Source organism: Nocardia sp. IBHARD005, assembly GCF_052814245.1.
The window spans coordinates 1,586,424-1,609,219 of record NZ_CP199935.1 but is presented as its reverse complement, the minus strand read 5'-3'; the positions used below and the strand labels follow the sequence as shown (position 1 = coordinate 1,609,219).

The following is a 22,796-nucleotide window of genomic DNA, read 5'->3' as shown; positions in this document are numbered from 1 at the left end:
ACCTCCGTCGTACTGCTGCGCGCTGGATGGCGGCGCGGAACGTGGGGCTCGGTCGCGCATCACTGTTTCGGATCTGCTCGAGCTGGCCTGGCCGGACGAGGGTGCAGTCGATGAGTGGTGCGATGGCGCGGTGCACGATGGCGACGAGCAGTCGGTCGAGCCAGTCAGGCATGGTCGTCGAACACCTGACGCAAGGCATCGGCGAGTGCCTTGCCTGCATCCGCGAGGGGGCTGGGGTCCACGGTCTGGCGTACTCGGCCGGGTGCTTTGTGCGACAACAGGATTGGCAGGTCGACGGTGGCAACCTGGTGTGACTCGCTGCTGCCGTGTACCCGCATGAGGATGTCGACCGTGATGGTGTCGGGCGTGTGCGCCATGTGCCCTCCATGTGTTCGGACATCGGGGCCTTCCGCAGTGCCCCGATGCCACAGACCCACTGCGGTGGGTGTCTCGGTGAGCTACCAGTTCCAGAAGCCGGGGGCTGTGGTCATGGGCAGTTCCAGCGTGCGGATGGGCTGGTGCAGCAGGCATGACAGCAGGGCGGCGAGTGTCATTCGATGCCGTCCTCGGCTGCCACGATGCATGCGAGAGTGGCGTCTTCGGCGAGCGGTGCCAAGGACTCGTACAGCGCGCGTCCGGAGATGCCGAGCGCTGCGCCGATCGTCGCCGAGGTGCTGAACACGGCGTCGAGGAATGCCGCGCGAATCACCTCCGAGTCGGGCAGGGTCACAGGACGGCCTTGATGATCGCGCCGGTGACGTCGATGAGGGTCTCGCCCAGGATCTTCCAGTCGACGTCACCGGCGATGGCGGAAAGGGTGCTGAGCATGGCGGACTCCTTGTTGTGTACCGATTGGTTCATATGCGACCTGCAACGATGCGAGCCGCTTCCGGGGTTTTTGAGCCGCACCAGACCCGCAGCGCACTGGCGGCGTCGTTGATCGCGTCGGGTTGGTGCGACGTTGAGCAGCGCGCAGCGTGGCCCCCCGCTGTGTTCCGATTGGACGGGGTTGCGGCGCCGGGAAGTTGGCGCTTCGGGCTGCTTGCCGAGCATGACTTCGGTTTGACGCGCTGGGTTTGGGGGTAGACGCAGCGAAGCCCGAGCCGGGAAGGGATCGGCTCGGGCTTCGGAGGTCTCGCGCCGAATGGTCCGCCGTAGGCCGACCTCGCGCGCTAGCGCTAGCTTAACCCGCCAGCGTTCGGTGTTCCACCTTGTGCGGCGCGTGTTTCTTACGCTCGACGAACTCGGGGAAGTACCAGTCCGCTTCCCACCCTTCGAGCCCCGCCCTGGTCGCTTCGATCGCGGCGATCAGATCAGGATGAGGGATGAACCATTCGCGCCCGTCAGCCAGATATTCAGCGAACCGCCTGTGCTCTGCGGCTTCGAGTTTCTTGGTGCCGATTCGCAAGCACAGGACTTCCATACCTGGTGGATAGGTCGCGAGCCGACTGTGAACGTCGGTGGTGTACCCGATCTTGACTCGATCGGCGACACGAATGTAGTAGATGCGGCCCTTCTCGTGCGGGGCCTTCTCCTTCTTCTCGATCGGTCCTGTGGCTTCCAGGTCGATCATGTCCTGCACTCGCTGCCAGACCTGAATTGCATGCTCAGGGCAGAGGTATATTTGCTGGTCGTAGTAGCGACAGGTGACGCGGACCGTGCACAGCGGGTGACGGCAGCGAATATGCGTCGCTGAATCTGGCTTCTCCCGCTTCCGCATTCGCGTTCGCGTGTTCATCCGACAGCTCTTCGGCGAAGTTCTCGCAAGACGTCTCCCGCGTTGTAGAGGTTCTGTTGATCGTAGGTGTGCCCTCTGACAAGAACCGGGTTCGTCTTTCGGTATCCCATGTCGTGCACTGTCTTCGGCTTGATCGTGACCCCGAGACGGTCTCGAGCGATGGCCACCAACTCGGATGCGGTGTAGTTGCGGATCTCCAGCTCGCGATCGATCCGGGCGTCGTTGTCAGATCGGTTGACCATGCCGGCGCATTGGCCGCAGGTGATCTCGGATTCGCCCCGGACAGCCCACAGGTCTCCGCCGCATACTTCGCAGCCGCCTTGGTAGGTATGGGTTTTGGGCAGGTCGATGACCCGCACCGCGCGCTTGTATGCGTCGAGGATTTCGTCGGCGGCGTCTGGAGCTTCTTGGCAGAGCGCGAGATCGATGATGTTGCGGTCGAGCCAGCGTGCGTAGCCGTCGGCGCGAAGGTCTCCGGGCCATGGGCGGTGCCGGTTGTTGCAAACATGTTCGACCCAACTGCGCAGCGTCCCGTACAGGTCGGTGGCGACGTCGGCGGCAGCCTGGTGGTATGGGAGCGGTTGCTCGGTGCGTCCTGGTTTGCGGGTAGGGGTGGTGTTGGGGGTGCCGTAGCTGGTTTGTCGTGTGATTACGGTGTCAAGTTCCGGCAGCAGCCAGGTTCGGATGTCGCGGAGCTTCGCGACGATGTCCTTCTGTTCCAGACGAGACAGGTACAGGCAATCGGCTTCAGGAGCTACAGCCATCGGGTCCTCCTCAGCGTGTGGTGATCAGGGCGACGATCCAGCCGAGTAGGCCGGGCATGGCGGGGGTGTACGGCTCGTCGTCGGGCTCGATGGGCGGCAGGATCGGTGCGGGTGGTGGCGGGGTCGGCCGCGGCGGGGTGTTGCGCAGGCGTTCGGCGCGACGGCGTGCCGCTTCCTCGAACTGGACGTACACCGGTTCGCGGGTCATTCGGTCACCACTTGCGGGCGCCAGGCGGTGACGTACCGGGTACGACGGTCTCCGGCATCGTCGAGGGACACCGCGGTCTCCACAGCGACCGGCAGGAGACCAGCTCTGTCGATGGCCTCCGCCGCGACGGCCGCCAGCTCGCGATGGAACACACGATCCGCTTCCGGCGCGTCCTCCCACCGTCGTGGCTTCCGCTGGTGTTTGCAGGCGGTGACCATCTCGATGTGGGCGAAGTCGGCGCGCGCTATCACCTCGATCGCCTCGGCGAGGATCTGTTCGGGGGTCATCGGCCCACCTCACGCAGCTCGACCACCATGGCCTGGTAGCCGCTGTCGGTCAGCCAGTCATGACAGCGGCTATCGGCAGCAGCAGGGCTGCCGTCGAGGTTCACCGTGTCGGCGAACCAACCCTCCCCGTCGCTGACGAACACGGCGTGGCCGATGAGCTTGCCGGGTGCCTCGGGTGGGCCGTACGCCCACGCCACCACACCGCCGGGCACGGCTTGGTCGGATACGGGCAGGTGTTCGGAAGGTGCCAGCCGCCGCCGCGCGCCGCCGCTGTAGGTGACCGCAGGGAGGTACCCCAGCGGTTCCGGCTCGGCGAACTCCTCCGCGCCTGCCTGGTCGTGGTCGATGGATGCGGGCATGGTGTCGAGGCGGGCCTGGGCGAGGTCGGCCTCCAGCGCGGTGATGCGGGCGCGGGAGGCCAGCAGCTCGGCGGCCATCGACCTCACCCAGTCCTGCACGCAAACGATGTCGTCGGTGACGAGCTGGTGAAGGCGCTCGTCAGTCATTCGGTCAGCCACCGAAGGACTCCTTCCACTCCACGAAGTCGTCGTCGTCGCGGTCGATCTCGATGCCGTGCGCGTAGTGCAGGTACTCGACTACCTGCAAGTGCTCACGGCCGGCGGCCTCCAGCTCGGTGATGCGGGCACGGGCATCGGCTGCCGTCTTCCGGGCGCTGAGAATGGCGTCGAGCATTACGTCGATGGGCAGGCACTCGTTGTGGGCAGCCACCTCGCCCAGGTGGACGTGTTCGATGTGGACGAGGTCGTCGACCACACCGCACTCGCAGACAGGGCACAGCTGGGCGTTTGCGACGGTCGGCGGAGTAGTGGTGACCGGTCCGACGTCGATGGTGTGCCCGCCATGGCAGGCACCGGGAGAGCAAGAGCAGGGGGCGGTCATCGGCATGTCCTCGGTGGAGGTTCGGCGGGAACGGCGGGTCGCGAGCGCGTCCACCGAGGCGCGGGCGAGATCGTCCAGCCAGCTGGTCCCTGTGATGCGCTCACGCATACCGTCGTGTCGGTCAGGCATTGGTCTTCGCCTCCTCGGTGGGTTGGGTGAATCGATCGCCGCGGCCGTATCGCTCGGCGCACTCACGGCACTCGCGCTGGACCGGGTGGGCGATCTCGCCCATGCCGTCCTCACTGGGGAAACAGGTCCCGACGAGGTACAGGTCTCCGGCGCCGATGCTGTAGCGGTCGCAAACAGCGCACCAATGGACTTTCCGGGCGCGGCGCAGGATGGCGCTAGCCACGTTGCCCTCCTCGGGTGGTCAAGACGCCGATGACGTAGCCGACGGCGAGGGACGCCCAAATCCATATGTCCATCACGCCTCCTCGGTGGGGACGTACACGAGGGTCAGCAACTCGGCGGTGGCGAACAGGCCACCGGACGGCAGCGGCGGCCCGCCAGGCAGCGCGCAGTCCCAGGATTTTCCGTGGCGCTGCCAGGCGTCGCCGTCCTGGTCGCACACGATGGACCGTGACGGCAGCTCGGCCAGTTCGGCGGCCGTGGTGATCTCGCGGGCGGGTGGCCGCCAACCAGCGGTGAGGACGAGGTCCACCGCGCCTCGGAAGAACGGCGCCAGGAAGGTCTGGCCGTGGCCGCGCTGCGAAACCGCGTCGAATTGCTCGGCGAGGGTGTCGCGGTCACTCACCGGACACCGCCTCGAACAGGTCCCGTATGCCGCCCTTGTACAGGCTGTCGATGTCGAACTCGTCCGGTATGACGAGGGTGCCGACGACCTTGTTCGAGTAGTCCATGTACCCGGACTCACAGTTGGCGACCAACAGGTCAACGCCTGCCTCGTCCATCTCCACGTCGGTGAGCTTGTAGCAGTCGTATCCGTCGGTGGCTGCGGCGTCGAGCAGGTCGCCGAGTCGTTCGAGGGCAGGCCGGTTGCCGTCGGCCTGGAGCCAGAAGTGCCAAACCTCGCCCTCGTTGTCGTTGGTCTCGGTGAAGCGGATGAACGTCAGGTCAGCCATTGGTTTCGGTCTCCTCGGTGATGTCGCGGTGGGCGTAGCCACATGCGGTGTTGGGATCGCGCTCCGGGTACAGGCATTCACTGGCCATCACGCACCCGCCTTGCCGTCGAGGAGGGCGAGGATGTCGCGGCCGTCCTTGGCCTGCCGGTATCGGGTATCGACGTGGTGGACATTGGGCTGGTTCACCCACGTGGTGGCGAGGGCACGGACCGCGTCGAGGGTGGTGCGCATTTCTGCCGTCGGGTCGTAGCGGTCCTCCTCGGCTTCGAAGTCGCCCAGCTCGACCTTCGACGAGCAGTGGTGGCACAGGCCGGTGTCGAGGTCGGCGTACGCCTGTTCGATCGCCTCGTCCCGGGTCTGCCCGGTGTTCGGCACATCGACCGCGGTGGACGCGCCGGTGGTGAAGTTGATGCGGTGCGGTTCAGGCATTCGGAGTCTCCTCGGGGAGGGTGCGGCCGTCGATGAGCAGGAGCAGGGCGCACCCGTCCTCGATCTGCTGCACGGCAGCGTCGTCGACGGGTACCTGTGCCACCCACTGGGAAGCCAGGGAACGGACGGCGGTGAGCTGGTCGCGGCGGGCGGTGCGGTCCAGGCGGGCCAACAGGTCGCGGCGGCGGTACTTTTCCATCCAGTTCGCGCGGGACTTCCACAGGGCTTCGATGGTCCGTTCGGCGGTGCGACGGCGGACAACTTGGTGGTTGTGGCGTTCGGTGCGGGCTTCGATCTCGTCGGCCAGCTCGGCGAGCAGATTGCCCGCGACGGCGAGCGCGTGCCCGCCTGACGGGATGCCGCCGCGCGGTCGGGCGAAGGCGGCCATGGTGCGGGCGTCGGCGACCAGGTCACGGGGCGTGGTCATCACCGGCCGCCTTCGGGGAGCAGGTACAGGGCGACGGTGCGCAAACCAGTCGGGCGCTCGGCTCGAACAACGTTCGACGAGTACAAGCGGGCGGGCGTAGCGATGACCCAGTCCCCGCCGCATGCGCGGACGTGCGTGTACCCGATCAGTGAGCCAGGTGGCGCCGGTTCGTGGTCGGTGGTGATGCGCAGGCCGTGACGGGCAGCGACAGATTCGAGTTGGCTGGCGAGCTGGCCGAGGTCCGGGGTTCGAGTTGAGCTCTGGAGCCAGGTGCGAAGCTCCCGCGCCATCTGCACCAGGGGTGAGGCGATCTCGGCAACGGCGTTCAGGGAGTGCCCGCCATCCACGCCAGGCACGCGGAGCAGCAGTTCGCGGGCGGCGGTGATCTCCTCAGGGGTAGGGGTGGTCATGCTCGGATCTCCTCGGTGATGGTGAGCGGGACAGGCGCGCACTCGGGGCAGGTGTCGGTTTCGCGAAGCAACCACCCCTCTGCCTCGAGCTCGGCGCGGAGCTGGGGGTGGATGACGGCGGGGTCCTCGGTGGCGGTGAGGTGCCGGCGGACCATCGCTCCGCACCAGTCGCAGGTCAGGGTCAAGGTGCGGCGGGTCACCGGATCTCCTCGGCCGTCTCGGCCATGAACGTGAGAGTGACCAGCGCGGTGTCGTTCTCGTGCCGCACCTGCGGGCCCTCCTTTGTGATGCACCAGGGGAATTCCTTGCCGCCGACGGTGAGGGTCTTGGCGGTGTGGTTGACGATCACGTGCGGGGCGATGTCGAAGCTCATGCGGATCTCCTGGGCAAGGTGTCGTAGTAGGCGGGATCAGCAGGCATCCACGGCAACGTGGTCCCGTGCTGCAACTGGGTCGGCCAGGCTCGTTCCTCGCGGGACCCACGCCAGGACACGACGTCGACCAGCTCGGCGCGAGGACGGCCAGGGTCGTTCTTCGCCCGGCGCAGGCCGAATCCGAATTCCGACCAGCGGCGGAACAGGCTCGATCCGGACGGGCGCATCATGCGGTCGCCGTTGCCGTCGCTGGCATTGCCCGCATGCGCCTCGGTCAGCAACGCAAACCCGTGCTTCTCGCGGAGCAGGTCGAGCTGCCACACCAGTTCGCGAGCAGCGGATTCGTCGTTGGCGTTGGCGTGGTGGAGCTTGTACAGCGGGCCCAGCACCAGCAGGTCCGGCGAGGTCGCGGTGACCGTGCGGTCGAGCCAGGCGGTATCGCGTGGGGAAAGCAGGTCGATTCCGGCGGGGCGCATCTCGATGAACATCTGGTCGGACCATTCAGTCGCGGTCAGTCCATGCTTGGTGCGGGCGGCGTCGACCATGGACACCATCCACCGAAACCGTCGGCGGGACTGGGCAGGTGAGTTCTCGCAGTCCACGACGAGCACCCGGATACCCCGGTGCCCTGCACCGAGCGGTTCGCCGGTGAACGGGTGCACCCCCGCGGCCATGCAGCAGGCGAGCTGGCTACACAGGACGGTCTTGCCGCCACCCTCCGCGCCCGTGAGGACGATGCGTTCCATCCGCTCGAGCAGGCCGGGAATGATCCAGGACCGCAGATCCTCGATGGCGAGGAAGTCGCCCATGGGCATCGGCGGGGGCAGCGTCAGGTCCGCGGTGCGTCGCTCGGCATCGTCGCAGGCGCGGCGCACCTCGGCGATGGCCGCGGCGATATCGGCGGGATCGTCGCCGGTGGTCCATGCCGACTCCATCCGCTGGGCCAGGCGGGTACCGATCCCGGACAGTGCACGCGCGGTGGCGAGGTTGCGCAGCCGGTCGACGAGCATCGGCACCGACGCCGGAAGCGCCGCTACCTCGTGGCACTTCATCAGCTTCATCACGTCGACCCGGTGCGGGACGAGCCCGCGTGACTGCGCCTCCACGAGGACTGTCTCCGGGGTGACAGGGCGATCGGTGGTCAGCAGGCCGGTGATTACCGCGGCGATGTGGCGGTGGACCGGGTTGAACCAGTCGTCAGCCAACAGCGACACGAACAGGTCGCGGTGCTCGGGCGAGTTCATCGCGGCACCGAGGATCGCCTGCTCGGCGGTCAGGTCGTAGGACTGTGCGTCGCTCATTCCTGCCACGCCCGACCCGACTCGATGGCCCCGGCCTTATGGGTGCCGACCAGTCGACTGGTCGCCTTGAGGCGCAGCTGCTCGTACTGGCGGCGGAACGTGGCCATGGAGCGGATGTTCGCGCGCCAGAACGGATCGTCCTGGCACCAGTCGATGAGCCGCAGCGCCTTGTCGAGCTTGTAGCCATCGCGGTCGAGGAGCAGGCGAGCCTCACGACGCCAGGCGGTGGTGATCGTTGGAGGCTTGCACCCGTTGTCGATCATCCGGTCGGCGAGACGGTTGCAGAGGGCATCCACGTCGGCTCGGTCAGGCTCTGCCGACTCTTCCTTCGGCGGCGTCGCCGACGAGAGTATTTCTATTGGAACTACTTCTCTAAGAACGTGCGTCACCGGTGGCCCTACCCGTCCGGTCACCGGTGTCCCTACCCCCGCGTCACCGGTGTCGCTACCCGACGCGGGTGTCCCTGCTTCCGGGAGGGGTTCGTCGTCGGCCACGGGGGTGGGGACACCGGTGTCGCTACCCGACACCGGTGACGCGGTTTTCAGGACGTAGCCGCTCGGCGCACGCACCGAATGTTCGGCGTCGCGGGTGAACGAGTAAGACGACCCGGCCGCGTTCGCCCACCGTGCGTGCACCGTGATGGCACCGGCTGCTTCCAACTCTCGCAGGGCGCGGTCGATGGACTTCACCGATGTGCGCAGCCGGGTGGCCAGCTTGGTGCGCGACTCTCGGGCGAAGCCGGTGGACTTGTCCGAGCGTCGGCGCAGCACGGCCCACAGACGGAAGGCACGGTCGGAGATCTCGGCGTCGATCACCCACTCGGGGACGACGGCGAAGTAGTTGTCGGCGGCGAGGTTCACGCGCACTCCCCGAATTCGATTCCGGGAGTGCCGGCGGCGCGGCCGATGGCCTTCTTCACGCCCGAGGCAGACATGCCGACAACCTCGCCAATCTCGGCGTTCGTCATGCCGTACTGGCGAGCGAGCGCCAGGTATCGGGCGCGATTGACGTTGAGGAGTTCTTGCTGCCGTCGAACCTCATCGAGCATGGCTACGAGATGAGTTTGGGCCTGGTCGTGCGAAGTGTCCCCGAGCACAGATAGCATGGGGTCACCTCCCTTCCGCGGTGATGCGTGGTTGGGGGCTAGGCCTCGATCGGTGTTACCAGCACCGGCCGGGGCCGCTTTCGTATTCGTTTGTCCCGCCAGCATACCCGACCGATCGCCCTGAATCCTGGTGCCGCGCACCAATTTCTGTGAGGTCAGCGATTCATCAGCGATCACTCGGCAACCGCCCGTCGGTACGCGGTGAGCCTGCAATGAACGCCCCAGAACGTGGCGTGATGGGGAGCGCGGCTGATCTCGGTCCACTCCGCGGCGAGCTGGTCGTGGAAGATCTGGTCGCCGGTGCACCCGCCGTCCCCTTCGCCCGCGTAGATCACGAGGTCGCCGGCATAAGCTGCGAGCGCATCGGTAGCCATCGCGGTGCCGTAGGGCGGCCACACCAGCAGCAGAGCCCGATCCGGATGCAGCGCAGCGGTATCAGCACCGCCGTGCTCCACCGGCGAACATGAGTTCGGAAACGTCCATGTTCCGTTGTCGACCGCGGCAATCTGCACGCCGAGCTGGCGCAGCTGCCACGCCCAATAGCCCGCTCCCGCCCCGATCTCGACCACGTCGCGGCCTTCGAGCAGGTCGAGCATCCAGGCCAGGTCTGCTGGGGACGGGATCGACCAGGCGAACACGGTCTGCGGCTCACGATGGAGCAGCGACGGCTTGCCCTCGCCGTACCCTTGGTAGCTCTCGACCGCCCACGGGTCGCCGTAGGGCGCCGTGTCGCGTGGCAGGAGACGCACAAGCTCCCAGTACGGATTGTCTGTCGTCTTGCCGCTGTCGCACTCGGTGTCGGCGAGACGCGCGAATGGTTCGGTGGCGTTGGCGGCGGCGTACAGCGCGGACAGATCGGCGGTGGTCGTCTCGATCTTGTTGCGGCCCTGGTAGTAGGTGATCGCGGTCATGCTGTCGCCTCCTTCGGCGCGGGAACCAGGGAGCCGTCATCGCCGAGCAGGACGACGCCATGGAGCACTGAGTGGATGGGGATCTCGGCCGGGTTGTGGCGGCGCAGCACCAGCCAGCCCCCTTCCATCGCCGACGCGCGGTAGGACTCGACCCATTGGTGGCATCCACCGCACAGCCGAACGAGGTTGGGTGGGCGGTTGATCCACTCGGCGCGCGAACCTCCCATCTGGCGAGGCACCCGATGGTGGGTCTGTCCGCCCGCGTGGAGCAGCCAGGCGCAGCGCTCGCAGCGCAGACCAGCACGAGCAAGGACCAGCTCCAGGACGGCACGAGACGGGCCGGTGTTGCGGCGCTTCATGATCCGTACGCCCCCGATCCGGACAGGGCGATCTCGCTCCGGACGGTGGCCGAGAACGTGCGGCCGACGTCGATGCGGGTCTGCAGCGTGCGGCTGGTGCGTTGAAGTCCGCGCACCAGTGCCTCGGCAACCTCGGCGGCAAGGCGAACCTCGTGGGTAGCGTTGACTGCCATCGCCTTGCGAGCGTCGACCGAGCCCTCGGCGCGCAGGAATGCCTGTGCTTCGGCCAGCTTCGCCGCTTCCTTGGCGTTGACCGCGGCGACATCGGCTTCGTTCAGCTCGGCAGTCACGGCGTCGAGCTGACGGGCCAGCTCGGCCAGGTGGTGGACGACCGCGTTCGGCGTGGTTGGCGCGCTCACTTGCCCTCCTCGTAGTGCGCGATCAGCTCACGGATGGGATCCGGGTTCTGCGACTTGGCGAGATCGCCGTGGCCGAGCTCGGCGAAGCGAGCTACCGCCAGGGCAGGGTCGATTCCCCGGTCGTCAAGCAGGGCGCGCAGTTCCGTGCGGGCGGCATGCGCGGCCTGCGCGGCAAGGTCGGCCGCGCTGGGCGGTGTCCCGCGCTTCTGCTCGGCCTCGTGCAGGTCGCCCTTGTGCCACAGGTCCAGCGCCGCACCGAACCGCATGGCTGCGTTACGCAGTGCGTCGCCGATGGCTTCCTTGATCGCGTTGCCGCCGGACTTGCCGTCGGCGTCGCCGTACCCGTAGCGGGTCACGCCGCACACAGTGAGTCGAATCCACAGCCCGCCGTTACGATCGAGCCGCGGCAATCCGGTGTCATCCATCGCGACCGGTTCCCACGTCCACATCGGGTCGACGTCGAGCAGGCGATCGGTGAGTGCGGCGTGGCCGACGTAGTTCAGGTGCATGGCGGGCAGCCCGTGATAGCCGCCGCACTGACGGCAGTCGGCCTTCGGTGATTCCTTCTTGTAAGGCTTCGGGAGCTGTGAGACCTGGTGGTCAGCGAACGGAAGCCGCATCAGCTCGAGGCCTGTCGGCTTGATCATCTGCTCGGTCACGCGAACGCCTCCAACTTCGGCATCCGACGGGCTTCACGCACGGCGAGAGCGGTCTTGGCCAGCTCCCACCCGCGCGCCAAGTCCAGCGGGTACAACGTGGCGCGGGGCTTGCCGGTGCGGATCGGGACGTGGATCAGCACGCCGTGCGCCAGGTCGATATCGACATGGAGCGGGGAGCGGGCGCCGGTCTCCTGGTCGTAGCGTTCGCTGTGCGCGTAGATCGCGGTCTGGATGGTGACCTTGAGCGGATAGTCGGGGTCAGCCTTTCCCGACTTGATGTCGGCGATCACCACCCGGCCTGTCCCGCGATGGCGGAGCAGCCGGTCGTAGGAACCCGCGGACTGGACTTCGTCGGACACGACGAACCCTTCGGCGTCGATCACTTCCCACGGCGCCATAGCCTCGCTGTACCTGTCCAGCCACGGGATCAGCGGCGGCGGAACGAATTCGGGCGTCTTTCCCGCGTCGATCTGCTCGGCGAACGAGTGGAACGAGGTACCCAACCCGGCGGCTTCGCTCGCGCCGGCCATCTGCTGGGCGCGCTCGACCAACGGTTTGAGTTCGCGTTTGGCCTCAGGCACATTCCACGGGTCGCGATGTGCCGACGCGAGGGCGGCGATCTGGGCGTACAGCGACGGGTCACGGACCACGCCGATGGTGGCGTTCGCGCACTGCCAGGCGGTGAGGTTGGACTTGTCGTCCAGGGTCTCGGCCAGCGTGGAGACGCGGGTGTAGCCGACAGCATTGACGGGGGTCTTGCGACCGTCCTCGTAGCGCAGCGGGCCACAGTCTTGGCTGACCCAGGGCCTGCCGTAGAAGTCGCGCTTGATGCTGTAGTCAGTCATTGCCAGCCTCTCGGGAGTGGGCGGCCATGAGCCGCAACGCTTCTGCCATGTCGACCGCGTCGGCGGCCGTGTGGCTGGTGCAGTGCATGAGGTCGGAACCGTCGTAGCCGCGGACCAGGACACGACCGGTTTCCTCCAGGGCCAGCTCGGTGGAACTGGTGCCGTCGGCCCAGGTCTCGCGGTAATCGTCAGCGCCAGGAACGGCGGGCATCGGCCACCTCCTTCACTGCGTCGATGACGGCGAGGGCGAATGCCTCGGCCTGCGCGGCGGACAGGGTTTCGCGGAACGCGGGCAACTCCCGGTCGTATCCTTCGATCGCGATCCGACCGTCAGGCTCGACCGACACCGCGAGGTGGTTCCAGGAGGAGCCGAAGGTGCGACTCATAGCGCCCCCAGCAGGTCGAGGAGATCGGTTGGCTCGGCGGCGGCCGTCGTGCGAGGCCGGTAAGCGGCCATCCGCACGCGGTGCTTCTCCCACACCGGTCCGGCCTCGGCCTCGCGAGCGGCGTCGAGCAGTTGCGCGGCGAGGTGACGTGCCTCGGCCACCGTCAGCTGCCGCTTGAACAACGCCACACCGACGATGTCGCTGGCCTTTCCGACTGCCAGCTCGGCGACGCCAGCCACCATCCATGACAGCCCGGTGCCGTTCCATGCTGCGTCGCGCGCGATGTTGACGACACCGAGACCGTGGTCGGATGCGATGCAGTGCGCCAGATGTGCGGCGAAGTCGCGGTCGGCCTTGGTGTGCTGCATGCTGACCAGGAACCGGCGGACCAGGTGGCCGTGGACGCTCTCAGTTTCGCGGCTCATGCGGCAGCCTCATCACTGCCGATGTTGCGGAATCCCCAGCGCATCAAGGTCCTCTCGTCGACCCGGTACCCCGACAGCAGCCAGCGGATCGCCGACAGGTGGCCGAGGCCGAGGAGTTCGCGGGCAAAGTTGTAGTCGTGGTGGGCGCACCGGGCCTTGTCGAGGGCGTCGAGCTTCATCCGCCCGCCACCCCAGACGGCAGACGACGGCAGCGGCAGCGGGTGCGAGATCCCGGCAGCACGAGGCAACGACATCTCCACCACCCACGCCGAGTAGTCCTCGTTCGGTTCGGCCAGCACAGTCATGCCCTTTGGCAGGATGCCGAGCTCGGTGTAGGTGTCGCAGCGGATCTTCAGCGCGTGTGTCGTCGACCCGTTGTCAGCCATGAGTCACCGACTTCAGGTCGTCGATCAGCGCCTTCAGCTCCTGGCGGGCGCGGGCGACCGTGCTGCCCGAGGTGGCGGCGCTGTCGCCGAACCACACCCCGGCATGCACACCGCTGGTGATGCGCGATGCCTCTACGGTTTCGGCGCATTCGAGGAGGACGGGGCAGCGCTCGCACACCGCGATTGCGTCCGCTGCCTTAGCTCGGGTGCGGACGAAGAACACGTCGGGGCCGACGGTCGTGCATCGCCCCTGATCACGCCAATGCGGGTCAGCCACGACGGCACTCCTTCCGATCGCAGGTGATGGCGCCGCGCTTGGCCAGCAACATGCCCACGCGCGCCGTGGTGGTCTTGCCGCACCGGGTGCACTGGGCGGCGACCAGCGACGACCGGGCCGCCTCGACGTTGACCTCAGCCAGGCGGTGCACAGCGCAGGACTCGCAGGTGCAGGTGATGATGTCGGCCATTACGCCACCCCCAGCTCACGGGCGATCTGCAGGTCGCGGATGTGGTCGGGGTCCGGGGTGTGGTCGGTCTCGACGGGCTCGCCGTCGTCCTCGTCGTCGCGGTCGAGGGCGGCGATGTAAGCGCGGGTCTCTGCCGTGCCAGCCCATGGCGCGGGCAGCTTGGCCCGCGCCGGGTTGGCGCGCAGGTCAGCGCGGATCAGGACGAGGAGGAAGTAGCAGATCGCCAGCAGGGTGCCGCCGACGATCGCGGCCTGGATGAAGTGGGCGACAGGATTCACTGGCACTCCTTCGACAAGGCCAGGCGCGCAACGGCTTCGGTGAGCAGCGCGGCCAGGGTTTGGGCATCGAACTCGCCGAGGAGCTGCTGGGCGAGAGTGATCATGTGGCTCATGCCGTCCACGTCCCCATCGCATGGGCAGTCGAGGTGCCGGGAGAGCAGCCAGCCGACGATGTGGTCGAGCTGGGCGGAGAGATCGGCGCGGATCTGGTTGTACTCGGCGACCATCGCGGGTTCGGGCCAGCTCATCAGGCACCGCCTTCGCTGTATGGGCTACCGGTCATGGTGTCGCCGATCGTGTTGACGATCCGCTGCACGGTCACCGGGGCGGTCGCCTCGACCAGCTCGCCGAGGCGGGCCTCGATGGCCAGCAGCGCGCCGGCGTTCGCCATTGCCGCAAGGAGGGTCGCCTGCTCGGGGTCGGCGCCGTACGCCCGGCTGAGGTAGTTCACCGCGTCGCGGCGGTGCTTATCGGCTGCGCTCATCGCACACCGCCTTCGAGGCCTGTGACCGAGACGAGCACCGCGGTGCCGTCGGCGCGCTGCTCGATCTGGCGCAGCGTGAACCGGGGGTACGTCGCGGTCGGATAGTCCTGTGGCGCAGGCGGTGCGGGCACGTCCATGGCGTCGATGCGGGCGAGCAGTTCCTTGACGGTCTCGCGCCCCTCGGCGAAGTCGTGGCGGGCGTGGCGCCCGAAGATGCGGAGCTTCATGCCTGCGCCGCCTTCGCCTTGGCCACCTCGAGCTGGGATTCCAGCTGCGCGATGCGCTCGGCCATCGCGGTGACGACCGTGTCGTGGTGAGCCCTGGTCACCGTCGGCTCAGGAGCGGGCTCGGTCTCGATGTGCAGGCGCTCGACCAGCCGTTGGGCCAGGCGGGTCACCGCCAGGTAGTCGTTGTGATCGGTCTTGGCCTGGTGCTCACCCAGCCAGTGGTTGTCATCGTCGAAGCCCTGGAAGTGCAGCGATACTCGGGCGTCGGTCAGGGCGTCGACGACCATCGGGGCCGCTACCTCGGAGGGGTGAGTGGTCGCGGTATCGACGGCATCGGCCAGGTGGTTGCCGATATCGGCGCGAGACTTAGACTGCTGAGGCGTCATGGGTAGACTGCTCCTTGAGTAGATGTGATGCACGGCCGTCGGGATGGACCCCCGGCGGCCGAACTCGTTTACGGGGTGGTGAAGTTGGTGGGCCCTGCCGCGTCCCCTGCGGCAGGGCCTTCCTCACGTCGGGGCTGCACGAGCACCAGGCGTGAGGACGATCGGGGCGTGCCCCGCCGGGAGCTCGACACGGCGTGATGGCCGCGGGCTACACCGACGGGACGCGCCCGACCCGCTTCGGCGGCAAGGGGGTGCGCCGGGCGGGGGTTCTTGGCGAGGTTGCGCACGATGCGGGCGAAGAGCCAGCAGATCGCGGCAGCCGCGAGGCACCAAAGCCCTGCGGCGAGAAGGCCGTAGCCGAGGACGGTGCTCATGCGGATACCGCCGCGCGACGCTTCTCGATCAGCTCGATACCGCGGGGCAGGATCATCAGCGTGTAGTGGGTGCAGGAACCCCACGTGTGGTTGACGACGTGCTCGGTGGCCTGGAAGTGGTGTCCGAACTGGGCGTAGTGGTCGTACTGCACTGCGCCACACGGGGAGTGCCTGACAAAGACGAGGCCCTCGTCGATGAGAAACCGGCGAAGGTCCTTCTCCTTCATGGCCAGCAGCTTCGCCACCTCGCGCACCAGACGAGCACCGCCGGACGCGGTCAGGAAGTCGTCGGCCATCGCGGCCTTCGGTGCCAGCTCGGCGACCTTCTCGGTCAGCTCGGCCACTCGCCGCGCGGACACGGTGAGCGCCTGATGGATCAGTTCGTCGTCCGTGAGCGCCGGTACCGAGGTGTAGCCGCCGGTCTTGCGGATCGCAGGCAGTACCTGGCTGGTGATCCAGCGGCGGAACGTCACGGCGCCTGGCTTGTCGGACCGGATGACGACTTCGTACATGCCAGACTCGGACACCACGGTGACGTTCGGGTTGCCGCGGTTACCCTCCGCCAGGCGGAGGGAATTCACGGTGGCCGGATCCAGCCGTGCGACCACGTTGCTCGGGTTGGAGACGCCGAGTACTGCGCACAGATCGGCGAGGACGAACCATGGTTCGCCGTCGATGACGACGGTGCGCACGGTTGCGCCCTCGTAGATGAAGGGCATCAGGTCGGTGCTCATGCTGCAGACTCCTTGCCGTCGAGGGCGGGCTCGCGGAATGCGTTGCGGATGACGAGGGCCTGACGCTCGGACAGCGGCACCCACTTGGCGCGCTGCGCATCGAGCCAGCGCTGCTCTGCGGGGGTGACCACCGGCGCACTCATGCCGCATCCATGGATGCAGGCTCGGCGCCGTCAATGAGGGAGGACGGGAGGACTTGAAGCGCGCGAGCAATCCGAATCAACTGCCCGACTCGAGGATCGCGAACGCCCCGCTCGAATCGGGTGATGGAATTCGCGCTGACGCCCGAACGGTGCGCCAGCTCGTCTTGGGTGATACCGGACCTAGCACGGGCAGCCCGCAGATTCGCGGACACCCACCCGGTTGAACTGGTCTCCATAAGAGACAGTCAATCACCCAATCGGGTGTACGTCAACACAAAACGGGTGAGTGTCTTCGCAATAATGCGTCTGGGACAATCGCGTGTCCTGGGTTGCCTAATCACCCATTTGGGGGTCACAATCACCCATATGAGCGCAGAAGATGACACCGTCGCGCCCGGGCCGGACCACATCGAGGCGGCCCAGCGGGCGGTAGCGGCTCACCTTCGGGCAGAGCGCGCACGGGCAGACCTGAAACAGTCCGAGCTGGCCGCGGCCGCAGGGTTGAGCACCAACACGATTAGCCGGATCGAGACCGGGTCCCGGGACATGACGCTAAGTCAGCTGTACGCCATCTCGGCCGCTCTCGGCGTCAGCGCCGGCGCCTTCATTGACGCGGCCCAAGCTGCGATGAAGTAGCCCACTCGCCCTGACGCCTCGCAGGTTTGCAGTGACGATAAGGGCTGCCACGCTGTCAAGCCGCGGACCGCGCTGAATCCTCGCCCACCCCTTCGCGTCCTTCATATTTCCGGCTGGAAGGCGTGACGCGACATCCGCTTGAGTGGAAACACCGGCTCCGAGATGCGTCGTTGAATCCGAGCCTGGCGCTGAATCTTTCACTGAGAACCCCTCGCAACGTTCGTCCCGATCGCGACACCCGATCAGTGCACCAATATTTCGAACCCTAGTCCGCTTTATGTTTCAAGTACACAAATATGGGTACGGTTCGCGTAACATTTCGGTAACTGCGGCATATCCCATGGGTTGCCACGCGACTATGCCAAGATGCTGAACAGTCATATGACTGTGCGCATACACACGAGGTCACGATTCTACGAGAGGCGTGTGACAAGTTGGACCAGCCGAAGGACCGCCGCCGGAGACTACGTGTCGCACATGCCATTACGATTCAGGCGCACCGCGAAGCAGCTGACCTAACTCAGCGCCAGCTAGCGAAGCTGGCCGACATCCCGCTGAGCATCTTGCGCAACATCGAGCAGGGACACAGGCCAGTCACGGCCCCGGAGATGGATAGCATTGCGCACGCAGTTGGAATAGAGCCGGAAGTCCTCACTATCGAGGGTCGCCAACTTATCGCCCGCGGCGAAATCCCTGATCGCGCACAGCGAGCCGCCGATGTATGGCGAACTGCGCTCGGTGACTGAAAGATTCCCACGCGATTGCCGATCAATAACTCGACTTTCCCGTTAGCCTACGAAAGATGATGTACGTCGTACTCCTCGTGACCTTGTTGGCCGTCCTTGTGCGCCTGACGCTTCGACACGACGCAGACCAAGAGACGACGTGGGCATTCACCGCAGGGTTGATCGCACTCGTCGCTGGCTGCGTACTCGGCACCGAATATGTCGGAGACCACGGAATCGACAGGGCCGCGCCAAACCTGTTCGGCGAGAACATCTCCGACCTACTGCGAAGCGTGTACCTCATCGCCGGGTGCGCGTGCATCGGCCTGACCGCGCTGCACGGAATCTACGGAGAGTGGGCACCAGACTCCCTGACCGACTACCGCCGACGATGGCTCATCACCTGCGGGGTGGCCGGCCTCATCCTGATCGTCACATCGCGGGCAGGGCTGGCCCGCACGATCCCTGTCAGCGACGAGCTCGAGCTCCCCGATATCGCCAGCGGAATCTACAGCGCCACCTTCTACGCCATGGCAGCGGCGACCGGAGGCCTGATCGCCACCGCTTCAGTGCTGACGATCCGCCTCGACGGGTGGCGAATCGTGCCTGTCGCCACAGGCCTGGTTGGTGTGCTCGGTGGCAGCAGCGCGGCTGTCACACTCCTCCTGCTCCTGATGCATCGCGAGTGGCTGGCGGTGAATCACGCCGCGGTTACCACCGGATGGGCGCTGCCGCTGATCGGAATCCTCACTGCGGCGGGGTTATGGGGGATCATCCGCGCAGCGGTCGTGGCGAGGAGGCAAAGCACCTGACCCTCGCCGCGCACAGGCTGATCGAACTTCCCTGGATTCGAAGTCAACTCCCATCGCTGAATATGACAGCGCGCGTCGGGCTCAGGCTGCGGCGGACGATGTCGTAGCGTTTCTGCCCATCTCGCTCCAGCTCGATGATGCGGACCCTCTCTTCGAGGTCGGCGGTTTGCAGGTACGCCTGCACCTCCCGCACCCGGAAGTCGATCGGGTCTCCACCCTCGGCGAGTGGGACCGGAGGCGGCAACTTGGTCGGCACCGGCTCATCCGACCCAACCCACCGCAGGTGGACACGACGAGGATTCAAGACGCGGGTGCCAACGCCGCCCCGGAACAGTCGCACCTCTACCAACGCCCTCACCACCGATCGCCTGTCCGTCATCGCCAGCTCCTCCCACTTCGCACCCGCCTGTGGACCGGCAAGCTCGGCCACCAGCGGCGACGGAATCGCGGCCCGCGCACGACGTTTGGCAGAGGCGATCTGAGGCATCAGCTTGCCTTCCAGCCGTGCGAGCGTGGCAGGTGAGATCGATCCATCTGCGGCCTGGTCGATCAGGCTGTCGAGTCGGGCCTGCAGGGCGCGCTCCTCGTCGAACGCCGCCGCGGCTACCTCGTCACCGACAGTCAGGAGCTTGAGTACGTCAGGTGACTCCAGTCGATCAAGTACTGCCCGCTCCACCAACTTCTCGACCGGCCGGACTAGAGCAGCCGTACAGAAGTTGTCACCACACGTGAGCCCCTTTCCCGGCTGGCCGGACTTATCTATCTGCCCCCGCCGGATCACAAGCCCCCCGCCGCATTCTCCGCACAGCCCGACCGGCGCAGTCAGGAGCCAGACAGGCGTCACGCCGCGGTGTGTCACCCGCGACGAATCGTTGAGAATTGTCTTGAGTCGTTCATGCTCGTCGATCGTGAGGATTGCTGGCCAGGTGGCTGGCCCGGTTACCTCCCCTCGGGTGACGCGCAGCGCGGCGTAGGTCGGGGAGGTGATCAGGGTGCCGATCGTGTTGGATCGCCACCGTCCCGGGTTCCCTTTATTCGGTCCGGTCCGAGCAGGTCGGGGCGCTGCGATGCCAGCCTCGTTCAGGCGGACGGTAATCGAGTGGACCGACTCCCCCGCCAGGATGCGGCGGGCGATGTCACGGACCACGACAGCGTGCTCCTTGAAGATCTCGCGCCCGATCGACTTGCCGGTGCGCTCATCACGGATGATCTTGTACCCGTAAGGAACTTTCCCATGCGGTCTGCCATCGGCCGCGACCTTGCGCATGTCGCGCATCACGCGCTTGCGGGTCTTCTCCACCTCGTACTCATCTTCGATCGCATCCTGAGCCGTCCGCTTGCGATCATCTGGGTCGCGCATGTCGTAGATGCGACCGCCGTACATCCACAGGGCGCCCGCCTCTTCGAGCGTCTCGCGTAGCTTGATGTGCCATTTCAGTTGGCGCGTGGACCGCGACGACTCCCAGGTGATGAGCATTCGTTGCTTGGTCGACTTCTGCCGCAGCAACTCCATTGCACGCTCATAATTGGGGCGGGCCTTGCGCGAGTACCGGGATGCGCCGATGTCGTCCTCGATCAAGGTCTCGATAATGTTGACACCCCGCTCCGCACACCATGCGACCGACTCGTCTACCTGCTCTTCTGTCGAGTCGCTGCTGCCGTCGCGGTCGTCGGATACGCGAGCCAGGATGATGGCCTCGATATGGCTCCAGTCCAGTTGCATGAGGCGATGCTACATCTGGGTATTGACAATTCGCCCCACTGACAACACAAAGGTGCTGCAGCCCAGCAACTTCGAACGCGTCCCGCACTTCTTCGGACAGCGCGGTGGTATCGCCGACAACGAGCGCGGGCAGCAGCCCTGCCGCGGCGGGTGGCAGTGCCATGGCGGATGCGTCGACCAGATCCGTTCGGATGCTCGCCGCGAGCCGTTGCCACCACGGCGGCTCGCCGATCCGCTTCGGCGCATCGGTTACGTGCAGCGTGGCAACAGTCAGATCCGCGCGGTTCGGCTCGCTGACCTCGGCCCGGAACCGTACCAGCTGTCCAGGCGACAGCTCGGCCCATTCGCTACCCTGCGCGAGCACCACGATCGAACCGCCGGCCTGCGTCCACTCCTGGCCCTGACCGAACTCGCGCAGACCTGCCCGAACAATCCACCGCCGCTCGCCACCGAACCCACCGGCGCGCATGGGCTTCGCATCGTCGGTGACGACCGCGAACACGTTCACCGATCGACCGAACGACTCCCGCAGCGGGTGCGACTGGACATGATGCTCCTGCCAAGCACCCGCAGCCCCGAAGCCTGCCCCGAGCAACATCGTCGCCAACCCGGTCACCGCGACAACCCGCCATCGCTCCCGCCGATGCGCCATCGCCCACAGCAGCACCACCCACAGCCCGATCGCCACCACCACGGCACCAACCGCCAACGCCGATCCCGCAACCCACCCCATGGTCACCGCGACGATCGTTGCCACCCAACACCCGAGCGCCGCAGGCACCAGCCGCATATCGAGCACCTGCTGCCCAGGCTCCTCCTCCCTCACCGCTCCGTGCTGCTTCGCGCCTGTCCGCCAACCCTGCGCCCGTTTTTCCACTGCCACCGGCAGCCACGCCGACCACGTCCGTCGACTTTGCCCCGACTCCTCCTGCGACCTGCCCTCCCGTTCCGCCGTACCCGTCCGTGTGTGCCCCTGTGCCGCTGTCTGTTCAGCCCCCACGCGTTGCACCACAGTTGTTGCTCGGTGCCGTGCCAACGCCTCCCGCAACGTTCCCTCGCCCGGCGCGACCCTCATCCGTCAGCCACGTCGTCATATCCGGGCGTACCACTGCCCGCGCCTCCCGCAGGCCGGTCTGCGGCACAGCAGGTTTCGCCCAGCGTGCTCAGACATGTCGGCCCGACGATGTCGTCCGATCGGGGCGCGCAGTCCTCCGACGCCTGCAAGGTCTGATCTGTGGCGTGCTGAGTCCCGTGCCGCGCGCACAGCCACACCGGGCAGCTCATGCCATCGCCTCCACACATGCGGCACTCCGGTGATAATCGCCAGCGGTGCGCGAACTTTCACGCTCGCCGCTGCGATACGTCCGAAAGATCATGTCGTCACCAGGTCGCGCAATCGGGCCAAGCGAGCGGGGCCGATGCCGTCGACCTCGCCGAGTTGAGCGACGTCGGCGAAGCGACCGTTGGTCGAGCGCCACGCGAGGATCGCTTTGGCGGTGACCGGGCCGACGCCTGGTAGCGCGTCCAGTTCCGCTTCGGTGGCGGTGTTCAGATCGATGCGAGATTTGCCTGTCGTCCCGCCGCCGGAGCTGGGGCCTGCGGTACTCGAACCCACCGTGCTCGACCTTGCCGTGTTCGAGCTCGCGTTGTTCGGGCTGGCGGCGGGTGCGCGACCCGCGCCGATCATGATGCTGCCGAGGCGGGGTTGTCCGACTTGGGGGTCGGTAGCGCCGACGACAACCTGGTCGCCGTCGGAGAGCCGTTGGGCCAGGTTCAGGCCCGCCAGGTCAGCGCCTTCGCTGGTGCCGCCTGCCTTCTCGAGTGCGTCGGCGATCCGAGAGCCGTCCGGCAATCGGTGCAGCCCTGCCCGTTCGACCAAACCGACCACACTGACGACAACATCAGCGCTCGCGGTCGGGCCCTGACCGGCTATCGCCGCCGGCACGGTGGTCGGGCCTGGCTCAACCGCAATGCTTTCCGCCCGCAGTACCGGCACCGGCGGCACCGCCCGGGCAATGGGCTGATCGCGCAGCACCATCACGCCGGTCAGCACCACCGCGATGACGCCGACCAGGCCGAGCACCAGCACACCGCGACGCCCCGGATCCAGCCGTGCTTCACGAAAGCGCTCGGGCACCAGCCGATTTCGCCCACGCGAGGCACCGTCGTCGAGCCACCCCGGCGCCGCGACCGCTCCCGCCGGCCCCGACGACGGTGCGAGTTCGTCGTCGTCCCAGTGCCCTGCGTCGTCATCAGTGCGCGAATCATCCGTCCCGGAACCCATCCCGGACTCGCGCAGCGGCTGACGGCTCGGCCGCTCTCGCTCGCGGACCGCCAGGCCACCCAGCCGCTGCCGTACCCGCTCGTGCTCTTCGTGTCGTGACATGGCAGCGACGTTATGCCGACGCCGACCTGACGAACCCACGCTGACCTGGGCCGGAAAGAAGCCTGTG

The 22,796-nt window shown here is 66.8% G+C and carries 44 protein-coding genes and 1 pseudogene; 3 read left to right on the top strand and 42 right to left on the bottom strand.

Annotated elements, in window-relative coordinates; all coding sequences use genetic code 11:
• Positions 1-164: 164 nt before the first annotated feature.
• From ACTWPB_RS07550 to ACTWPB_RS07360, 39 genes are all read right to left on the bottom strand, one after another.
• On the bottom strand, positions 165-377 hold the full coding sequence (locus ACTWPB_RS07550) for a hypothetical protein (protein WP_446224963.1): 213 nt from the start codon (positions 375-377) through the stop codon (positions 165-167).
• 173 nt (positions 378-550) lie between these two features.
• Positions 551-730 carry a hypothetical protein gene (locus ACTWPB_RS07545; RefSeq protein WP_446224962.1) on the bottom strand — a complete coding sequence of 60 codons (180 nt, stop codon included), beginning with the start codon at positions 728-730 and terminating at the stop codon, positions 551-553.
• A gap of 453 nt (positions 731-1,183) precedes the next feature.
• Complete coding sequence (locus ACTWPB_RS07540) at positions 1,184-1,720, bottom strand: GIY-YIG nuclease family protein (RefSeq protein WP_446224961.1); 537 nt, start codon at positions 1,718-1,720, stop codon at positions 1,184-1,186.
• Positions 1,721-1,734: 14 nt separating this feature from the next.
• Positions 1,735-2,502, bottom strand: a complete 768-nt coding sequence (locus ACTWPB_RS07535; RefSeq protein ID WP_446224960.1) for a hypothetical protein — start codon at positions 2,500-2,502, stop codon at positions 1,735-1,737.
• Positions 2,503-2,512: 10 nt separating this feature from the next.
• On the bottom strand, positions 2,513-2,710 hold the full coding sequence (locus ACTWPB_RS07530) for a hypothetical protein (protein ID WP_446224959.1): 198 nt from the start codon (positions 2,708-2,710) through the stop codon (positions 2,513-2,515).
• On the bottom strand, positions 2,707-2,997 hold the full coding sequence (locus tag ACTWPB_RS07525) for a hypothetical protein (protein ID WP_446224958.1): 291 nt from the start codon (positions 2,995-2,997) through the stop codon (positions 2,707-2,709). The genes ACTWPB_RS07530 and ACTWPB_RS07525 overlap by 4 nt, the downstream gene beginning before the upstream one ends.
• The gene (locus tag ACTWPB_RS07520) at positions 2,994-3,515 is read right to left on the bottom strand and encodes a hypothetical protein (protein ID WP_446224957.1); all 522 of its coding nucleotides are present in this window, start codon (positions 3,513-3,515) and stop codon (positions 2,994-2,996) included. Before ACTWPB_RS07520 ends, ACTWPB_RS07525 begins: the two co-directional genes overlap by 4 nt.
• The gene (locus tag ACTWPB_RS07515; protein ID WP_446224956.1) at positions 3,508-4,026 is read right to left on the bottom strand and encodes a hypothetical protein; all 519 of its coding nucleotides are present in this window, start codon (positions 4,024-4,026) and stop codon (positions 3,508-3,510) included. Before ACTWPB_RS07515 ends, ACTWPB_RS07520 begins: the two co-directional genes overlap by 8 nt.
• Positions 4,019-4,249 (bottom strand): hypothetical protein, encoded by a 231-nt coding sequence (locus ACTWPB_RS07510; protein WP_446224955.1) that lies wholly within the window; start codon positions 4,247-4,249, stop codon positions 4,019-4,021. Before ACTWPB_RS07510 ends, ACTWPB_RS07515 begins: the two co-directional genes overlap by 8 nt.
• Before the next feature lie 72 nt (positions 4,250-4,321).
• Positions 4,322-4,651, bottom strand: coding sequence for a hypothetical protein (locus tag ACTWPB_RS07505; protein WP_446224954.1), 330 nt, complete (start codon positions 4,649-4,651; stop codon positions 4,322-4,324).
• A complete protein-coding gene (locus ACTWPB_RS07500) occupies positions 4,644-4,979 on the bottom strand; it encodes a hypothetical protein (RefSeq protein WP_446224953.1) in 336 nt (111 codons plus the stop codon). The genes ACTWPB_RS07505 and ACTWPB_RS07500 overlap by 8 nt, the downstream gene beginning before the upstream one ends.
• Positions 4,980-5,066: 87 nt before the next feature.
• A complete protein-coding gene (locus ACTWPB_RS07495; RefSeq protein WP_446224952.1) occupies positions 5,067-5,408 on the bottom strand; it encodes a hypothetical protein in 342 nt (113 codons plus the stop codon).
• On the bottom strand, positions 5,401-5,835 hold the full coding sequence (locus ACTWPB_RS07490; RefSeq protein ID WP_446224951.1) for a hypothetical protein: 435 nt from the start codon (positions 5,833-5,835) through the stop codon (positions 5,401-5,403). Before ACTWPB_RS07490 ends, ACTWPB_RS07495 begins: the two co-directional genes overlap by 8 nt.
• On the bottom strand, positions 5,835-6,245 hold the full coding sequence (locus tag ACTWPB_RS07485; protein ID WP_446224950.1) for a hypothetical protein: 411 nt from the start codon (positions 6,243-6,245) through the stop codon (positions 5,835-5,837). Before ACTWPB_RS07485 ends, ACTWPB_RS07490 begins: the two co-directional genes overlap by 1 nt.
• Positions 6,242-6,445 carry a hypothetical protein gene (locus ACTWPB_RS07480; protein WP_446224949.1) on the bottom strand — a complete coding sequence of 68 codons (204 nt, stop codon included), beginning with the start codon at positions 6,443-6,445 and terminating at the stop codon, positions 6,242-6,244. Before ACTWPB_RS07480 ends, ACTWPB_RS07485 begins: the two co-directional genes overlap by 4 nt.
• Positions 6,442-6,618, bottom strand: a complete 177-nt coding sequence (locus ACTWPB_RS07475; protein WP_446224948.1) for a hypothetical protein — start codon at positions 6,616-6,618, stop codon at positions 6,442-6,444. Before ACTWPB_RS07475 ends, ACTWPB_RS07480 begins: the two co-directional genes overlap by 4 nt.
• Positions 6,615-7,919 (bottom strand): AAA family ATPase, encoded by a 1,305-nt coding sequence (locus ACTWPB_RS07470; protein WP_446224947.1) that lies wholly within the window; start codon positions 7,917-7,919, stop codon positions 6,615-6,617. Before ACTWPB_RS07470 ends, ACTWPB_RS07475 begins: the two co-directional genes overlap by 4 nt.
• Positions 7,916-8,779, bottom strand: coding sequence for a helix-turn-helix domain-containing protein (locus ACTWPB_RS07465; protein WP_446224946.1), 864 nt, complete (start codon positions 8,777-8,779; stop codon positions 7,916-7,918). The genes ACTWPB_RS07470 and ACTWPB_RS07465 overlap by 4 nt, the downstream gene beginning before the upstream one ends.
• Entirely contained in the window at positions 8,776-9,129 is a 354-nt protein-coding gene (locus ACTWPB_RS07460; RefSeq protein WP_446226257.1) for an ECF-type sigma factor, read from the bottom strand. The genes ACTWPB_RS07465 and ACTWPB_RS07460 overlap by 4 nt, the downstream gene beginning before the upstream one ends.
• A 68-nt stretch (positions 9,130-9,197) precedes the next feature.
• Positions 9,198-9,935 carry a hypothetical protein gene (locus ACTWPB_RS07455; RefSeq protein WP_446224945.1) on the bottom strand — a complete coding sequence of 246 codons (738 nt, stop codon included), beginning with the start codon at positions 9,933-9,935 and terminating at the stop codon, positions 9,198-9,200.
• The gene (locus ACTWPB_RS07450; protein WP_446224944.1) at positions 9,932-10,294 is read right to left on the bottom strand and encodes an HNH endonuclease; all 363 of its coding nucleotides are present in this window, start codon (positions 10,292-10,294) and stop codon (positions 9,932-9,934) included. The genes ACTWPB_RS07455 and ACTWPB_RS07450 overlap by 4 nt, the downstream gene beginning before the upstream one ends.
• Positions 10,291-10,653 carry a hypothetical protein gene (locus ACTWPB_RS07445; protein ID WP_446224943.1) on the bottom strand — a complete coding sequence of 121 codons (363 nt, stop codon included), beginning with the start codon at positions 10,651-10,653 and terminating at the stop codon, positions 10,291-10,293. Before ACTWPB_RS07445 ends, ACTWPB_RS07450 begins: the two co-directional genes overlap by 4 nt.
• Positions 10,650-11,312, bottom strand: a complete 663-nt coding sequence (locus ACTWPB_RS07440) for a hypothetical protein (RefSeq protein WP_446224942.1) — start codon at positions 11,310-11,312, stop codon at positions 10,650-10,652. The genes ACTWPB_RS07445 and ACTWPB_RS07440 overlap by 4 nt, the downstream gene beginning before the upstream one ends.
• Positions 11,309-12,157: a PD-(D/E)XK nuclease family protein gene (locus tag ACTWPB_RS07435; RefSeq protein ID WP_446224941.1), complete on the bottom strand. Its 849-nt coding sequence runs from the start codon at positions 12,155-12,157 to the stop codon at positions 11,309-11,311. The genes ACTWPB_RS07440 and ACTWPB_RS07435 overlap by 4 nt, the downstream gene beginning before the upstream one ends.
• A complete protein-coding gene (locus ACTWPB_RS07430; protein WP_446224940.1) occupies positions 12,150-12,368 on the bottom strand; it encodes a hypothetical protein in 219 nt (72 codons plus the stop codon). Before ACTWPB_RS07430 ends, ACTWPB_RS07435 begins: the two co-directional genes overlap by 8 nt.
• The gene (locus tag ACTWPB_RS07425; RefSeq protein WP_446224939.1) at positions 12,346-12,543 is read right to left on the bottom strand and encodes a hypothetical protein; all 198 of its coding nucleotides are present in this window, start codon (positions 12,541-12,543) and stop codon (positions 12,346-12,348) included. Before ACTWPB_RS07425 ends, ACTWPB_RS07430 begins: the two co-directional genes overlap by 23 nt.
• A complete protein-coding gene (locus ACTWPB_RS07420) occupies positions 12,540-12,968 on the bottom strand; it encodes a hypothetical protein (RefSeq protein WP_446224938.1) in 429 nt (142 codons plus the stop codon). Before ACTWPB_RS07420 ends, ACTWPB_RS07425 begins: the two co-directional genes overlap by 4 nt.
• The gene (locus ACTWPB_RS07415) at positions 12,965-13,354 is read right to left on the bottom strand and encodes a hypothetical protein (protein ID WP_446224937.1); all 390 of its coding nucleotides are present in this window, start codon (positions 13,352-13,354) and stop codon (positions 12,965-12,967) included. Before ACTWPB_RS07415 ends, ACTWPB_RS07420 begins: the two co-directional genes overlap by 4 nt.
• On the bottom strand, positions 13,347-13,631 hold the full coding sequence (locus ACTWPB_RS07410; protein ID WP_446224936.1) for a WhiB family transcriptional regulator: 285 nt from the start codon (positions 13,629-13,631) through the stop codon (positions 13,347-13,349). The genes ACTWPB_RS07415 and ACTWPB_RS07410 overlap by 8 nt, the downstream gene beginning before the upstream one ends.
• Positions 13,624-13,821, bottom strand: a complete 198-nt coding sequence (locus ACTWPB_RS07405; RefSeq protein ID WP_446224935.1) for a hypothetical protein — start codon at positions 13,819-13,821, stop codon at positions 13,624-13,626. The genes ACTWPB_RS07410 and ACTWPB_RS07405 overlap by 8 nt, the downstream gene beginning before the upstream one ends.
• Positions 13,821-14,099 carry a hypothetical protein gene (locus ACTWPB_RS07400; RefSeq protein ID WP_446224934.1) on the bottom strand — a complete coding sequence of 93 codons (279 nt, stop codon included), beginning with the start codon at positions 14,097-14,099 and terminating at the stop codon, positions 13,821-13,823. The genes ACTWPB_RS07405 and ACTWPB_RS07400 overlap by 1 nt, the downstream gene beginning before the upstream one ends.
• Positions 14,096-14,347: a hypothetical protein gene (locus ACTWPB_RS07395; protein WP_446224933.1), complete on the bottom strand. Its 252-nt coding sequence runs from the start codon at positions 14,345-14,347 to the stop codon at positions 14,096-14,098. Before ACTWPB_RS07395 ends, ACTWPB_RS07400 begins: the two co-directional genes overlap by 4 nt.
• Positions 14,347-14,583, bottom strand: coding sequence for a hypothetical protein (locus ACTWPB_RS07390; RefSeq protein WP_446224932.1), 237 nt, complete (start codon positions 14,581-14,583; stop codon positions 14,347-14,349). Before ACTWPB_RS07390 ends, ACTWPB_RS07395 begins: the two co-directional genes overlap by 1 nt.
• Positions 14,580-14,810 (bottom strand): hypothetical protein, encoded by a 231-nt coding sequence (locus ACTWPB_RS07385; protein ID WP_446224931.1) that lies wholly within the window; start codon positions 14,808-14,810, stop codon positions 14,580-14,582. Before ACTWPB_RS07385 ends, ACTWPB_RS07390 begins: the two co-directional genes overlap by 4 nt.
• Entirely contained in the window at positions 14,807-15,196 is a 390-nt protein-coding gene (locus tag ACTWPB_RS07380; RefSeq protein WP_446224930.1) for a hypothetical protein, read from the bottom strand. The genes ACTWPB_RS07385 and ACTWPB_RS07380 overlap by 4 nt, the downstream gene beginning before the upstream one ends.
• A gap of 68 nt (positions 15,197-15,264) precedes the next feature.
• Positions 15,265-15,570 carry a hypothetical protein gene (locus ACTWPB_RS07375; protein ID WP_446224929.1) on the bottom strand — a complete coding sequence of 102 codons (306 nt, stop codon included), beginning with the start codon at positions 15,568-15,570 and terminating at the stop codon, positions 15,265-15,267.
• The gene (locus tag ACTWPB_RS07370) at positions 15,567-16,304 is read right to left on the bottom strand and encodes a phage antirepressor (protein ID WP_446224928.1); all 738 of its coding nucleotides are present in this window, start codon (positions 16,302-16,304) and stop codon (positions 15,567-15,569) included. Before ACTWPB_RS07370 ends, ACTWPB_RS07375 begins: the two co-directional genes overlap by 4 nt.
• Entirely contained in the window at positions 16,301-16,447 is a 147-nt protein-coding gene (locus ACTWPB_RS07365) for a hypothetical protein (RefSeq protein WP_446224927.1), read from the bottom strand. The genes ACTWPB_RS07370 and ACTWPB_RS07365 overlap by 4 nt, the downstream gene beginning before the upstream one ends.
• Complete coding sequence (locus ACTWPB_RS07360; RefSeq protein WP_446224926.1) at positions 16,444-16,683, bottom strand: helix-turn-helix domain-containing protein; 240 nt, start codon at positions 16,681-16,683, stop codon at positions 16,444-16,446. Before ACTWPB_RS07360 ends, ACTWPB_RS07365 begins: the two co-directional genes overlap by 4 nt.
• Positions 16,684-16,813: 130 nt before the next feature.
• Here ACTWPB_RS07360 and ACTWPB_RS07355 point away from each other — a divergent pair, with 130 nt between their 5' ends.
• The 3 genes from ACTWPB_RS07355 (at position 16,814) to ACTWPB_RS07345 (ending at position 18,620) form a co-directional block, all read left to right on the top strand.
• Positions 16,814-17,083 (top strand): helix-turn-helix domain-containing protein, encoded by a 270-nt coding sequence (locus ACTWPB_RS07355; RefSeq protein WP_446224925.1) that lies wholly within the window; start codon positions 16,814-16,816, stop codon positions 17,081-17,083.
• Positions 17,084-17,517: 434 nt separating this feature from the next.
• The gene (locus tag ACTWPB_RS07350; RefSeq protein ID WP_446224924.1) at positions 17,518-17,829 is read left to right on the top strand and encodes a helix-turn-helix domain-containing protein; all 312 of its coding nucleotides are present in this window, start codon (positions 17,518-17,520) and stop codon (positions 17,827-17,829) included.
• 56 nt (positions 17,830-17,885) lie between these two features.
• Positions 17,886-18,620: a hypothetical protein gene (locus ACTWPB_RS07345; protein ID WP_446224923.1), complete on the top strand. Its 735-nt coding sequence runs from the start codon at positions 17,886-17,888 to the stop codon at positions 18,618-18,620.
• A gap of 43 nt (positions 18,621-18,663) precedes the next feature.
• On the opposite strand, the gene ACTWPB_RS07340 is transcribed toward ACTWPB_RS07345, so the two are convergent.
• The 3 genes and pseudogenes from ACTWPB_RS07340 to ACTWPB_RS07330 all read right to left on the bottom strand — a co-directional run bounded on the left by ACTWPB_RS07340 (position 18,664) and on the right by ACTWPB_RS07330 (position 22,729).
• The gene (locus tag ACTWPB_RS07340; protein ID WP_446224922.1) at positions 18,664-20,343 is read right to left on the bottom strand and encodes a recombinase family protein; all 1,680 of its coding nucleotides are present in this window, start codon (positions 20,341-20,343) and stop codon (positions 18,664-18,666) included.
• 289 nt (positions 20,344-20,632) lie between these two features.
• Positions 20,633-21,076, bottom strand: a pseudogene (locus tag ACTWPB_RS07335) (DUF4131 domain-containing protein); the annotation flags it as partial.
• A gap of 639 nt (positions 21,077-21,715) precedes the next feature.
• Positions 21,716-22,729, bottom strand: coding sequence for a ComEA family DNA-binding protein (locus tag ACTWPB_RS07330; RefSeq protein ID WP_446224921.1), 1,014 nt, complete (start codon positions 22,727-22,729; stop codon positions 21,716-21,718).
• Positions 22,730-22,796 lie beyond the last annotated feature (67 nt).